The sequence below is a fragment of the Pleomorphomonas carboxyditropha genome, assembly GCF_002770725.1.
Taxonomy (GTDB): domain Bacteria; phylum Pseudomonadota; class Alphaproteobacteria; order Rhizobiales; family Pleomorphomonadaceae; genus Pleomorphomonas; species Pleomorphomonas carboxyditropha.
The window spans coordinates 517,309-530,918 of sequence record NZ_NQVN01000002.1 but is presented as its reverse complement, the minus strand read 5'-3'; the positions used below and the strand labels follow the sequence as shown (position 1 = coordinate 530,918).

12 protein-coding genes are annotated in these 13,610 nt (G+C 67.7%); 10 read left to right on the top strand and 2 right to left on the bottom strand.

Annotated elements, in window-relative coordinates; genetic code table 11:
• Positions 1–4: 4 nt before the first annotated feature.
• Together CJ014_RS06885 and CJ014_RS06880 are read left to right on the top strand one after the other, a co-directional pair.
• Positions 5–3,178: an efflux RND transporter permease subunit gene (locus CJ014_RS06885; RefSeq protein ID WP_100079783.1), complete on the top strand. Its 3,174-nt coding sequence runs from the start codon at positions 5–7 to the stop codon at positions 3,176–3,178.
• 4 nt (positions 3,179–3,182) lie between these two features.
• Positions 3,183–3,473, top strand: coding sequence for a copper-binding protein (locus CJ014_RS06880; protein WP_100079782.1), 291 nt, complete (start codon positions 3,183–3,185; stop codon positions 3,471–3,473).
• A gap of 88 nt (positions 3,474–3,561) precedes the next feature.
• On the opposite strand, the gene CJ014_RS06875 is transcribed toward CJ014_RS06880, so the two are convergent.
• On the bottom strand, positions 3,562–4,527 hold the full coding sequence (locus tag CJ014_RS06875; protein WP_100079781.1) for a glutathione S-transferase family protein: 966 nt from the start codon (positions 4,525–4,527) through the stop codon (positions 3,562–3,564).
• 230 nt (positions 4,528–4,757) lie between these two features.
• Here CJ014_RS06875 and CJ014_RS06870 point away from each other — a divergent pair, with 230 nt between their 5' ends.
• The 7 genes from CJ014_RS06870 (at position 4,758) to CJ014_RS06840 (ending at position 11,476) form a co-directional block, all read left to right on the top strand.
• Positions 4,758–5,912 (top strand): ABC transporter ATP-binding protein, encoded by a 1,155-nt coding sequence (locus CJ014_RS06870; RefSeq protein WP_100079780.1) that lies wholly within the window; start codon positions 4,758–4,760, stop codon positions 5,910–5,912.
• A gap of 36 nt (positions 5,913–5,948) precedes the next feature.
• The gene (locus tag CJ014_RS06865) at positions 5,949–7,088 is read left to right on the top strand and encodes an ABC transporter substrate-binding protein (protein WP_207765686.1); all 1,140 of its coding nucleotides are present in this window, start codon (positions 5,949–5,951) and stop codon (positions 7,086–7,088) included.
• A 78-nt stretch (positions 7,089–7,166) separates the two neighbouring features.
• Complete coding sequence (locus CJ014_RS06860; RefSeq protein ID WP_100079779.1) at positions 7,167–7,985, top strand: ABC transporter permease; 819 nt, start codon at positions 7,167–7,169, stop codon at positions 7,983–7,985.
• Complete coding sequence (locus CJ014_RS06855; RefSeq protein ID WP_100079778.1) at positions 7,982–8,836, top strand: ABC transporter permease; 855 nt, start codon at positions 7,982–7,984, stop codon at positions 8,834–8,836. The genes CJ014_RS06860 and CJ014_RS06855 overlap by 4 nt, the downstream gene beginning before the upstream one ends.
• Positions 8,837–8,845: 9 nt before the next feature.
• Positions 8,846–9,898, top strand: a complete 1,053-nt coding sequence (locus CJ014_RS06850) for a LacI family DNA-binding transcriptional regulator (protein WP_100079777.1) — start codon at positions 8,846–8,848, stop codon at positions 9,896–9,898.
• Positions 9,895–10,710, top strand: coding sequence for an inositol monophosphatase family protein (locus CJ014_RS06845; protein ID WP_100079776.1), 816 nt, complete (start codon positions 9,895–9,897; stop codon positions 10,708–10,710). The genes CJ014_RS06850 and CJ014_RS06845 overlap by 4 nt, the downstream gene beginning before the upstream one ends.
• Before the next feature lie 10 nt (positions 10,711–10,720).
• A complete protein-coding gene (locus CJ014_RS06840; protein ID WP_100079775.1) occupies positions 10,721–11,476 on the top strand; it encodes a phosphodiesterase in 756 nt (251 codons plus the stop codon).
• Between the two features lie 12 nt (positions 11,477–11,488).
• Here the strand turns inward: CJ014_RS06840 and CJ014_RS06835 are convergent, their stop codons facing one another.
• Positions 11,489–12,406, bottom strand: a complete 918-nt coding sequence (locus CJ014_RS06835) for a MurR/RpiR family transcriptional regulator (protein WP_100079774.1) — start codon at positions 12,404–12,406, stop codon at positions 11,489–11,491.
• A gap of 116 nt (positions 12,407–12,522) precedes the next feature.
• Here CJ014_RS06835 and CJ014_RS06830 point away from each other — a divergent pair, with 116 nt between their 5' ends.
• The gene (locus CJ014_RS06830) at positions 12,523–13,557 is read left to right on the top strand and encodes an ABC transporter substrate-binding protein (RefSeq protein WP_100079773.1); all 1,035 of its coding nucleotides are present in this window, start codon (positions 12,523–12,525) and stop codon (positions 13,555–13,557) included.
• Positions 13,558–13,610: the final 53 nt, after the last annotated feature.

Sequence of the window (13,610 nt, the reverse complement as noted above, 5' to 3'; positions counted from 1 at the left end):
CGCCATGATCGCCAGTCTCATCCGCTGGTCGGCGCGAAACGTCGTCTTCGTGCTGATCGGCACCGTGCTGCTCGTGGCGGCCGGCGTCTACTCGGTGGCGCGCATTCCGCTCGACGCCCTGCCCGACCTCTCCGACACCCAGGTCATCCTCTACACCGACTATCCCGGCCAGGCGCCGCAGGTCGTCGAGGACCAGGTGACCTATCCGCTCACCACCGCCATGCTGTCGGTGCCGAAATCCAAGGTGGTGCGCGGCTTCTCGTCGTTCGGCGTTTCCTTCGTCTACGTCATCTTCGAAGACGGCACCGACATCTACTGGGCGCGCTCGCGCGTGCTCGAATACCTGAGCTTTGCCGCCAAGCGGCTGCCCGAGGGCGTGACGCCGACGCTGGGGCCGGACGCCACCGGCGTCGGCTGGGTCTATCAATATGTGCTGAAGGCGAAGAACCGGACGCTGGCCGAGCTCCGGACGCTGCAGGACTGGTTCCTCCGCTACCAGCTGACCAAGGCCGGCGGCGTGTCGGAAGTGGCGAGCGTCGGCGGCTTCGTCCAGCAATATCAGGTGGTGGTCGATCCGCAGAAGCTGCAGGCCTACGGCATTCCGCTCTCCAGGCTCAGCCAGGCGATCCGCGCCAGCAATCAGGACGTCGGCGGCCGCGTCGTCGAGATGGCCGAAACCGAGTTCGTGGTGCGCGGCCACGGCTACCTCAAGTCGCCGGCCGACATCGAGACCGTCGTGCTGAAGTCGGACGGCGGCACGCCCGTCCTGGTCCGCGACGTCGCCCGGGTCGAGATCGGCCCCGACGAGCGACGCGGCCTCACCGAGCTCAACGGCGAGGGCGAGGTGGTCAGCGGCATCGTGCTGCAGCGGTCGGGGGAGAACGCCCTCCAGGTGATCGACAACGTCAAGGAAAAGATCGCCGAACTCTCTTCGGGCCTGCCCGAGGGCGTGTCGATCGAAGCCGTCTACGACCGGTCCGAACTGATCCTGAAGGCGGTCGAAAACCTCAAGGGCACGCTGATCGAGGAAAGCATCATCGTCGCCCTCGTCTGCATCGTCTTCCTGCTGCACGTGCGCTCGGCGCTGGTCGCCATCGTCACGCTGCCGATCGGCGTGATGATCGCGGTGATGATCATGAACGCCATGGGCATGACCTCCAACATCATGAGCCTCGGCGGCATCGCCATCGCCGTCGGCGCCATGGTCGACGCCTCGATCGTGATGATCGAGAACGCCCACAAGCGGCTGGAGCACGCGCCGCCCGGCGCGTCGCGGGTCCAGACGCTGATCGACGCGGCCGTCGAGGTCGGGCCGGCGCTGTTCTTCAGCCTCCTGGTGATCACCGTCTCCTTCCTGCCGGTGTTCGCGCTGGAGGACCAGGAAGGGCGGCTCTTCAAGCCGCTCGCCTTCACCAAGACCTTCTCGATGGCCGGCGCCGCCTTCCTGTCGGTGACGCTGGTGCCGGTGCTGATGCTGATCTTCGTGCGCGGCCGCATCCTGCCGGAACAGAAGAACCCGGTGAACCGGGCGCTGATCTGGCTCTACCGGCCGATCATCCACCTGGTGCTGAGGGCGAAGCTGCTGACCATCGTGCTGGCGCTCGTCGTCCTCGGCGGCTCGGTGATCCCGGCAAGCCGGCTCGGCAGCGAGTTCATGCCGGCGCTCAACGAGGGCACGCTGCTCTACATGCCGACGACGCTGCCGGGCCTCTCGATCACCAAGGCGGCCGAGCTGATCCAGGTGCAGGACCGCATCATCAAGAGCTTTCCCGAGGTGGCGAGCGTCTACGGCAAGGCGGGCCGGGCGGCGACGGCCACCGATCCGGCGCCGACCGAGATGTTCGAGACGGTCATCAACCTCAAACCGCAGGAGGAATGGCGGCCGGGGCTGACCACGGACGGCCTGATCGCCGAGATGGACAGGGCGCTGCAACTGCCGGGCGTCTCCAACGCCTGGACCATGCCGCTCAAGGCGCGCACCGACATGCTCTCCACCGGCATCCGCACGCCGATCGGCATCAAGGTGTTCGGCCGCGACCTCGGCGAAATGGAGCGGATCGCCAAGGAGGTCGAGGCGGTGGTGAAGACGGTGCCCGGCACCACCTCGGCCTATGCCGAGCGCATCGGCGGCGGCTACTATCTCGACATCGAGCCGAGGCGCGACGAACTCGCCCGCTACGGCCTCACCGTCGGCGACATGCAGGAGGTGATCCTGACCGCGCTGGGCGGCGAGATGGTGACCACCACCGTCGAGGGCCGCGAGCGCTTCTCGGTCAACGTGCGCTATCCGCGCGACCTGAGGTCCGACCCGGACGCCATCGCCCGCGACGTGCTGATCCATCCCGAGGGCGGCGGCGCCATCCCGCTCGGCCAGTTGGCCGACGTGAGCCTCGCACGCGGGCCGGCGACCATCCGTACCGAGAACGCATTGCTCTCGGCCTATATCTTCGTCGACATCCGCGACCGCGACATCGGCAGCTATGTCGCCGACGCCCGGGCGGCGGTGGACGCTCAGGTGAAGATGCCGCCGGGCTATTACGTCACCTGGAGCGGCCAGTTCGAATACATGGAGCGGGCCAAGGAGAAGCTGAAGGTGGTGGTGCCGGTCACCATCGCCCTGATCTTCCTCCTCCTCTACATGAACTTCCGCCGCATCACCGAGACGCTGATCGTCATGGCCTCGCTGCCCTTCGCGCTGGTCGGCGGCGTCTGGTACATGGACCTGCTCGGCTTCAACCTGTCGGTGGCCGTCGCCGTCGGCTTCATCGCGCTGGCCGGCGTCGCCGCCGAGACCGGCGTCGTCATGCTGATCTACCTCGACCATGCGTTCGAGGCGATGAAGGCGAAGCGGGCGGCCGAGAACCGGCCGCTGACGCGCGACGATCTCAACGCCGCCATCATGGAGGGCGCGGTCGAGCGCGTCCGCCCCAAGATGATGACTGTGGTGGCCATCATGGCCGGCCTCCTGCCGATCATGTGGAGCCACGGCACCGGCTCGGAGGTGATGCAGCGCATCGCCGTGCCGATGATCGGCGGCATGGTCTCCTCCACCGTTCTCACGCTCCTCGTCATTCCGGCGATCTACGCGCTGGTCAAGGCTCGCGGCCTCAATCGGGCCGCGTCACCGGCCGCCACGGCGGCGGCACTCCCCGCAAACACCGTCACCACGAAGGACTGATCCCATGAAAAATCTCATCGCCATGGCGGCCGTCGTCGTCGCCCTCGCCTCCCCGGCGCTGGCCGGCGACGCCGGCACCACCGGCAAGGTCAACGCCATCGACGCGGCGGGCCGCACCGTCAATCTGACCCACGGCCCGATCGAGGCGCTCGGCTGGCCGGGCATGACCATGGATTTCGCCGTACTGCCGTCGATCGACCTCGACGCCCTCAAGCCGGGCGAGACCATTGCCTTCACCGTCACCCAGACGCCGGAAGGCACCTATGCGATCGACAGCGTGACGCCGGCGGAGTGACCTCAGGCCGACCCATACCGACAAAGCGGCCCTCGCTTTCGCGAGGGCCGGCGGTCCGAAAGGAAAAGCCCGTTGGAAGCTGGAAAGCTCAGTCGGAGAGGCCGAGGTCGCCGAGATCGGGGCCGAGCGGCACGATGCGCTGCGGGTTGAGGGCCTTCATCGAATAGTAGCCGTGCTTGATGTGGTCGATGCTGACCGTTTCGCGAATGCCCGGAAAGGCGAGGACGCGCTTCAGATAGCCGGTGAGGCCGGGATAATCGGCGATGCGGCGGAGGTTGCACTTGAAGAGGCCGTGATAGGCGGCGTCGAAGCGGATCAGCGTGACGAACAGGCGGACGTCGGTTTCGGTGAAGCGCTCGCCGTGCAGGAAGGTTCGGCCGTCGGCGAGCCGGCCCTCCAGTTCGTCGAGCATGGCGAACACGTCGGCGAACGCCTCCTCGTAGGCGACCTGGGTGGTGGCAAAGCCGGCCCGGTAGACGCCGTTGTTGAGGCGTGGATAGATGCGGTCGTTGAGCGCGTCGATCTCGGCCGCAAGATCGGCCGGGTAAAGGTCGAGATCCGATTTCGCCAGATCGCCGAAGCCGGCGTTGAACATCCTGATGATGTCGGCCGATTCATTGTTGACGATGGTGCCGCGCTGCTTGTCCCACAGCACCGGCACCGTGGCGCGGCCGGTGAAAAGCGGATCGGCCCTCGTATAGATCTCATGGAGATAGGTGGCGCCGTTGACCGTGTCGGGGATCGAACCGGGATAATCGCCGAAGCGCCAGCCCTCATCCGACATCGCCGGCTCGACGATCGACAGCGAAATGACGTCCTCGAGGCCCTTCAGCCTGCGGGTGATCAGCGTGCGCGACGCCCAGGGACAGATCAGCGCTATGTAGAGGTGATAGCGGCCGGCCTCGGCCGCAAAGCCGGCCGCGCCGGTGGGACCCGCCGCGCCGTCCGGCGTCACCCAGTTGCGAAAGCTCGATACCGGACGGACGAAACCGCCCTTCTCGTCGGTCTTTTGAACCGGTTTCCACTCCGCGGTCCACTTGCCTTCGACGAGCATGGGAAATCTCCTGACAGACCGGATGCATGGACGCGGGCAACAGCGCCCGGCCGCTCCGGCATTGGCGGCGATATGGTGGGATAACCGGCTGTCGCAATCAAGGTTCCGCCCGAATGGCGTCGGGCGCCGCCCTTTGCCTGTCATCGGCCTGTAACGATCACCGTCTATCGGAAGAGACAACGACGGGATCGGTTGCGGGGACGTTTGCACAGCTGTGCAACGCATAAACTATGAGTGACGACGCCTACCTCAGCCTCAAGGACATCGACGCCGGCTACGGCCGGACGCGAGTGCTCGAAGGCATCGACCTGATGATCGGCAAGGGCGAGTTCGTGGCGCTGCTCGGTGCGTCGGGCTGCGGCAAGACGACGCTGCTGCGGACCATCGCCGGCTTCGCCCTGCCGAGCGCCGGCAGCATCCGCGTCGGCGGCCGCGACGTCACCCGCCTGCCGCCGGACAAGCGCGGCATGGCCATGGTGTTCCAGTCCTACGCCCTCTGGCCGCACATGACGGCGGCGCGCAACATCGGCTACGGCCTGCGCCTTAAGGGCTGGCGGCGCGAGGCGATCGCCGCCCGCGTCGCCGAGATGGAAGCGCTGCTTGGCCTCGGCGGGCTCGGCGGCCGCAAGCCGTCGGAACTGTCCGGCGGCCAGCGCCAGCGCGTGGCGCTCGGGCGGGCCTTGGCGGTCGATCCCGACATCCTGCTGCTCGACGAGCCGCTGTCCAACCTCGACGCCCGCATCCGCCTGACGGTGCGCCACGAGATCCGCGCCCTGCAGCAGCGGCTCGGCATCACCACCATTCACGTCACCCACGACCGCGAGGAGGCCATGGTGATGGCCGACCGCATCGTCATCCTCGACAAGGGCCGCATCGCCCAGCTCGGCACGCCCGAGGCGATCTACACCCGGCCGGCATCGGCCTTCGTCGCCGCCTTCATGGGCGCCGAGAACGTCGTCCCCCTCGACGCCGCCTGCTCCGGCCATCGCGTCGACATCGCCGCCGGGCCGCTCAACCGGGCGGCCGGCCTCATGCTCGACCGGCCGGCGCCGCCGAGCGGCCGGCTCGAAGCACGCTTCCGCTCCGAGCGGCTGGAGCTCAGGCGCCTCGACGTGCAATCGGCCGCGGACGGCGGCGCCATCGAACTGATCGGTCGCGTCGAGGCCGTCGTCTATCCCGGCGGCGAGTGGCGCCACACCGTCCGCATCGGCGACGGCTCGGTGCTCGTCGACTGCCCCGAGGCCCTGCCGCCCGGCAGCGACGTGCTCGTCCGGGTGCCGGCGAGCGGCCTGTTCCTGTTTGCCGCGCCGGCCGATGGGCCGGCCGGCGCATCGCCATCCGCAGCCGACGAAAATTCGCCGGCTCGGGAACGACTGACCGCCTGACAACCAGAATCCGACGACCGAAATGGGAGACGCGTCATGAAAAAGTTGCTGCTCAATTCCACGATGGCGCTTGCCGTCATTGCCTCGCCGGCCGGCGCCGCCGAGCTGACCGTGATCACCGCCGGCGACCAGAACATGGTCGACTACATCAACGACTACCTCGGCCCGTTGTTCGAACAGCAGAACCCGGGCAACACCGTCCGCGCCGTCGGCACCGGCCCGGGCGACGCCGGCTCGCAGAAGATCCTCGAGCGCTTCGACGCCCAGGCCAAGGCCGGCGCCGCCACCTGGGACACCGACGTCGCCGTGGTGCACGAGAAGTTCGCCGGTCCGATGGTCGAGGCCGGCTATCTCGAGGCCTACCGCGACAAGATCGCCACCGGCAAGCTGGTGACCCGCGCCAACGCCGACAACGCCCTGGGCACCGACGTCAAGGGCTACGTCATGCCGATGTTCAACAGCCAGACGGCCCTCGCCTACAATCCGGCCCTGGTTCCCAACCCGCCCAAGAGCTATGCCGAGCTCGCCGACTGGGCGAAGGCCCATCCCGGCCAGTTCGGCTACAACGGCATCAAGGGCGGCGCCTCGGGCGTCAGCTTCGTGATGGGCTGGGTCTACGCCTTCTCCGGCAGCGATGCCCAGAAGCTGATGTACGGCCCGTTCGATCAGGCCGAGGAAGCCAAGTGGGACGGCGCGCTCGACAGCCTCAAGGAGTTCACCAAGTCGGCCACCCTGACGCCGGGCAATGCCGGCACGCTCGACCTGCTGTCGCGCGGCGAGATCGCCCTCGGACCGGTGTGGGTCGACATGTTCTACTCCTGGCAGGCCGACGGCCGCCTGCCGCCCGACCTGAAGCTGGTGCTGCCGGCCCCCGGCATGCCGGGTCAGCCGATGCACTACGTCGTCCCGGCCAAGGCGCCGAACAAGGAACTGGCCGAGAAGTTCGTCGAGCTGGCCACCTCGCCGAAGGTGCAGGCCGAGGGCATCGTCAAGAAGTTCAACTGGTATCCGGGCATCGACGCCGACCAGGTCAAGGCCGAGCTCGACGACGCCACCTGGAACAAGCTGTTCGTCGACATCACGCCGGCCGACCTCGCCGACAAGGGCAAGCCCTTCCCGCTCGCCCCGTACAACACGGCGATCCTCGAGGCCTACGAGGCCAAGGTCGCCAACTGATCGGCCAATGCATCAGGGACCGCCCGCCCTTATTCCTAGCGGGCGGTCCCGTCCTCCCTGCCTTTTCCGGATATGCCGATGGCACGTCTTCTCGGCCCGCTGCTGGTCTCGCCGGCGCTGATCGTCATCCTGCTTCTCTTCATGGTGCCGCTCACCGCTTCGGTGATCGGCGCCTTCGAGGTGGAGGGAGCCTACGGCCTCGGCAACTTCACCAAGGCCTATGATTTCTATACCCAGGACATCGTCTTCACGGCGGTGATCGTCGGCCTCTCGACGGTCCTGACCGGCCTGCTCGCCATCGCCATCGGCGGCTATCTGACGCTGGGCGAAAACCGCGCCGCCGTCGCCATCCTGCGCTGGCTCTACCGCTGGCCGATGTTCATTCCGTTCATCGTCGTCGGACAGGTGCTGCGCACCTTCCTCGCCAAGAGCGGCCTTCTCAATTCGACGCTGGTGGCGTTCGGCCTACTCGATCCGCTGACCGCCACCAGCTACCTCGACTGGCGCGGCGTGGTGGTGGCTTTCGTCTGGAAGCAGACGCCTTTCGTGGCCCTGATGGTATCCGGCGCCATGGCCTCGCTCGACCGCGGCACCATCGAGGCGGCCCGCAACCTCGGCGCCTCGCGCCTTCGCATCCTCGTCGAGATCGTCGTGCCGCAGGTGACGACCACGCTGCTGGTCGGCCTCGTCCTGTCCTTCGTCACCATGATGGGCGTGCTGTCGGTGCCGCTGATGATCAACGCCCAGGCGCCGACCATGATCACCGCCGACATCGCCTTCCGCCTGAGCACCTATCGCGACTACGGCGTCGCCAACGCGCTCGGCCTGATCTCGCTGGCGATCAGCGCCGTCGCCGCCTGGTTCTATCTCCGCGTCAACATGAGGCAGGGCCGATGAGTGCGCCGACCGCTTCCCTTGCCGCACCGCGCGACCTCGGGTTCGTTCGGAACCTTCTTTGGTGGCTGCCGCGCGCCGCCGTGCTCGGCGCGCTCGCCTTCGTCATCTTCGGCCCGCTTCTGAACCTTTTGATCTGGACCGTGGCCGAGCGCTGGTACTTCCCGCATGCGCTGCCGATCGATTACGGCTTCAGCTACTGGGGCCGGGTGTTCGCGCCGCGCGGCAACGCCGTGCAGTCGCTCGTCGCCTCGATCAGCATCGCGGTCTTCACCGTGGCGGGTTCGCTGGCGCTCGCCATTCCCGCCGGCTATGCGCTCGCCCGGTTGAAGCTGCCGCTCAGAAACTTGATCCTCCTTGCCTTCCTGCTGCCGCAGGCCTTTCCCAACCTGCCGGTCTACGTCAACATCGCCCGCCTGTTCTACGAAATCGGCCTCAACGGCACCGTTCTCGGCGTCGTGCTGGTGCATGTGACGCACGGCCTCGTCTACGCCGTCTGGATCGCCGCCGCCGCCTTCTCGGCCGTCGACCGCGATCTCGAGCTCGCCGCCCGCAACCTCGGCGCCTCCGGCCTCAAGGCCTTCGCCGACGTGACGCTGCCGCTCGCCGCGCCCGGCCTGATGGCCAGCGCCATCTTCGTCTTCCTGGAATCGCTCGACGAATTCACCGGCAGCTATTTCGTCGGCGCGCCCGACGTGACGACGCTGCCGCTGCTGCTCTATTCCGCCGGCGCCGGCGGCAACTACCAGATCGCCTCGATCACCGCGCTGCTGCTGCTCGTTCCGTCGATCGCCTTCATGCTGGTGGTGGAAAAGTTCCTGCGCGCCGATGTGCTCGCCAAGGTGGGACAGTAGGCTTTTCTCATGACCGGCGATATCAACGGCAAACCGCAATCCGCCCCGCGTTTCGTGAGCGCCCGCGACGTCGCCGAACTGGCCGGCGTGTCGCGATCGGCGGTCTCCCGCGCCTTCACGCCCGGCGCCTCGGTGGCGCCGGACACGCGCGAGAAGATCATGACGGCCGCCGCCCGCCTCGGCTATCAGGTCAACGACCTGGCGCGCGGCCTGCTCGCCAATCGCAGCCGCATCGTCGGCCTGGTCGCCACCAAGCCGGAAGTCGGCTTCCGCGCCCATCTGACCGCCGCGCTGGCCGCCGTGCTGATCCGTCGCGGCTCGGTGCCGGTGCTGATCAACGCCGGCGAGACGGCCGAGGAAACCGAAGCGGCGCAGCGGACGCTGTTCGGCCATCGGGCCGAGGCGGTGATCGTGCTGTCGGGATCGCCGCCGTCGTCCTTCATCGAGCTCGCCCGGTCGAACGGCCTGCCGCTGGTCGCCATCGGCCGCGAGGCGCCGGAAATCGACCGCGTGCAGACCGACAACGCCGGCGCCGCCCGTCGCATCGCCGCCGCCTTCGTCGCCGCCGGCCATCGCCGCCTCGCCTTCGCCGGCTCGCAGAGCGGCACGCCGGCCATCGTCGAGCGCGAACGGGCTTTCGTCGACGAAGCCGCCCGCCTCGGCATCGCGGCGGCGGTGGCGCGCGGCCCCGACACCGACTATGCCGGCGGGCTTCTGGCGGCCGAGCGCCTGTTCGCGGAGGAAGAGCGGCCGACCGCCGTGTTCGCCGTCAACGACCTCGTCGCCTTCGCGCTGATCGATCACCTGAAGAGCCGGCTCGGCCTCGGCGTCCCGGCGGACGTGGCAGTGGTCGGCTTCGACGACTTGCCGGAAGCCGCCTGGCTCGGCTACCGCCTCACCACCTTCCGGCAGGACCCGCTGGAAATGGCCGAACGGGCGGTGGCGCTCCTCGAAGACAGGGCCGCCGATCCGCTTGCCGCGCCGGTCAGCCTGCGCATCGCCGCCCGGTTGATGATACGCGACACTTTCCGCCCGCTGGACGACGGAGCGCCTCTCCCATGACTCTCGCCGACGACGTCCGCCTTCGTCTCGACCTCGCCCGCGCGCTGATAAATGAAGCGGGCCGCCTGGCGCTTTCTCACTTTGCCGACCGCGCGCACCTCGGGATCGACGCCAAGCTCAACGGCCAGGACGTCGTCTCCGCCGCCGACCGGGATGTCGAGGCGCTGATCCGAACGGGCATTGCCGCCGCCTTTCCCGGCGACGGCTTCCTCGGCGAGGAAAGCGGCCTTGCCGAGGGCCATTCCGGCTGGCGCTGGATCGTCGATCCGATCGACGGCACCAGTTGCTTTGTCCACGGCCTCGCGAGCTGGTGCATCTCCATCGCGCTGTCGGATGCCGAGAGGCAGACGCGTTTCGGCCTGATCCTGGCGCCGGTCAGCAGCGAGCTCTACGAAGCCGTTGCGGGCGAAGGCGCCCGTCTCAACGGCAAGCCAATCCAGGTCGACCGGCAAACCAGCCTCGAAACCGGCTTGGTCGGGCTCGGCGCCAGCCATCGCATCGCCGCTGTCGATGTGGCGTCCGTGCTGGAAGCTCTGCTGACCAAGGGCGGCATGTTCGTCCGGTCCGGCTCCGGCGCGCTGTCGATCGCCGAGGTGGCGGCCGGCCGGCTCGCCGCCTATTACGAGCCGCATATCAACGCTTGGGACTGCCTCGCCGGATTGCTGATCGTCCGCGAGGCCGGCGGCTTCACCGCCGATTTCCCCGGCAGGGGACGTTCGCTTCTCGCCGGAGGACCGGTGCTGGCGGCGGCGCCGCAAATTGCCGGGCCGCTCAACGAGCTGATCGCCGGCGCCCGTCGGCGCAGCCCTTGAGGAGACAGGCGTGAAACTGATCCAGGTCACCGATCCGCATCTGCGCCGGCGTGGCGAACTGGTCTGCGGGCTCGATCCCGCGGCAAACCTTGAAGCGGCAATCGCCGACATCAACCGCTACCACGCCGATGCCGATCTGGTGGCGATCACCGGCGATCTCTCCGACGACGGCTCGGCCGCTTCCTACCGGTTGCTCGCCGAGACGATCGGGCCGCTGGTTCCGCCCTCCCGCCTGCTGCTCGGCAACCATGACGGCCGCGCCGCTTTCTCCGCCGTATTCCCGGATGCACCGGCCGAAGACGGCTTCGTCCAATCGGCAACGGATGTCGGCAACCACCGGCTTTTGTTCCTCGACACGCTCGATGAAGGTGCCGTTGCAGGGCGGCTCTGCGAACATCGTCTCGCCTGGCTCGATAACCGTCTTGCCGAAGCGCCGGCTTCGGCGCTGGTCTTCATGCACCATCCGCCGTTCGACATCGGCATGCCGCCGCTCGACGGCGTGAAGCTCGCCGATCCCCGGGCCTTTGCCGACGTTCTCCGCCGCCACGGCAATGTCCGCCACATCTTTGCCGGCCATGTGCACCGCCTGTGCTCGGGCACCTGGAACGGCATCGCCTTCAGCACCGGACGCGGCACCAACCACCAGACCGCGCCGCTGTTCGGCGCCAAGGACTTCGCCGTCGGCTTCGATACGCCGGCCTACAACGTGATCCTGGTGGATGGGCCGGACATCGTCGTGCACGCCCAGGAAATCGGTCGAGCCTGACGAGACCGGCCGCTATTCCTCCGGCGACCAGTCCGGACCGGTGCTGCGCATCCAGGGATAGGCGAAGCTCGCGAATTTCTCCGCCACCTCGGGCGCGCCGGGGCGCTGACGCGCCACGGCGGCGATCAGGGCCTCGATGAGCGCCAGGATCGCCGTGTCGGAGGGCGGGTGCATGGAATGAAAGGCCGTGACGAACAGCGTGCGGTCGGCGAGCGGCACCAGCGGCGAATCGAGGAAATCGGTGATGGCCAGGATCGGGATGCCGGCCCGCCTCGCATAGCGCGTCATGATGATGGTGTCGCGCATGTAGAGCGAGAAGGCGATGGGAATCAGAAGGTCGTTCGGTCCGAACTTGAACAGCTGGCGCGCCACGCCGACCATGCCGCCGCCGTTCTCGGGGCTGCGCGTCGGCACGCCGGTCATCTCCAGCCCGCAGGCGAGCATGCCGGCGAGCTGGGCGGCGTTTTCGAAGCCGAGGACGAACACCTTTTCGGCGCGGGCGATCATCTCGACGGCCCGCTCGGTGGTCTCCGGATCGAGCGACCGCAGCGTCGCCTCGATGTTGGCGATGTCCTCCCGGAGCGAGGCTTCAAGCACCTCGAAGGCGCTGCCCGCTTCGGCCCGGTGCCGCTTCATCGCGTCGACCGGCTCGAACAGCTTCTCGAAGCCCCGGATGAGCTCGGCGCGGAACTCGGCATAGCCGGAAAAGCCGATGAGATGGGCGAAGCGATTGGCGGTGGCGACCGAGACGTCGGCGCCCACCACGGCCTCGTGGATGCTCATGCGCGCCACCTTCAGCGGCTCGGCCTTCACCAGATCGGCGAACCGCCGCACGGCGCCGGTCATGTCAGCGTATTTCTCGGCGATGCGCCGGGCGACAATCGTGCTGTCCGGCAGGCGCCCCGAGGGATTTGACTGAAATTGCGGCATGCTTGCCTTTTCATCGTGCTTGGAAGTGTAGTAACATATGCTAGCCTCCGATGTAACAAAAAATACAAACCTCGCGCTGCCGCCAGTCTGCCAATTCAGGAAAGGATGCCGCCTCGATGCCCGCCGATCCCATTTTTTCGCCGATGTTGAGCCGCCGCCAACTGCTGCGCGCCTCCGCGGCCGCCGGCCTGGCAACGGTGCTGCCGGCCTCGCTGGCCTTCGCCGCCACGCCGCTCAAGCTTGCCATGGGCTGGGTGCCCAATGTCGAGCACGCCGGTGTCTGGATCGCCCTGGAGCAAGGCTATTACGCGGCCGAGGGGATCGACTTCAGCTACAGCCCGGGCGGGCCGAACGCCCCCGATCCGCTGGTGGTCCTGGAATCGGGCAAGGCGCAATTCGCCGCCAGCGACTGGCTGCCGTTCATCGACGCCTACGGGAAGAACAGCGATCTCGTCATCCTCGCCTCGGCCTTCCCTACCAGCCCGGCCGCCCTGCTGTCGCTTGCCAAGAAGCCGGTGCGCGAGCCCAAGGACCTGGTCGGCGCCCGCATTCTCGGCCAGACGCCCGCCAACAAGACGATCGTCGAGATCATCCTGCGCAACGCCGGACTGCCGCTCGAATACACCATGGTGCCGACCGGCTTCTCGCCGGAGCCGCTGCTGGCCGGCGACGGCGACGCCTATTTCTGCTTCGCCACCAACCAGCCGATCACCCTCGAGAAGATGGGGCTTACCGAAGGCAAGGACTTCTTCGTCACCTTGCAGGACAGCCTCGGCTACAAGGCGCCCGGCGGCGTGCTGGTGGCCCACAAGTCGTTCGTCAAGGAAAACCGCGCCGCCATCGTCAGCTACTTCAAGGCCTACATCAAGGGCTGGCAGGAAAACGCCAAGGATCCGAAAGTGGCGGCCGAGCTGGCGGTCAACAAGTTCGGCGCCGACCTCGGGCTCGATCTCGACCAGCAGATCCGCCAGAACGAATTGCAGATCCCGCTGACCAAGGCCGCCGGTTCGGACAAGCTGTTCTGGTTCGATCCCGCCCTGGTCGACGGCCCGATGGCCGAGGTCGCCCGCCTGTCGGGCCATAAGGATGTGCCGCCGGCCAAGGATCTGATCGATCTCGGCCCGCTCGAAGAGGCGCTCGCCGCCAGTTGACACCACGTCCCGTCGGCACGGCCGCCGCCGGCCCTGTATCGGGGTCGGCGGCG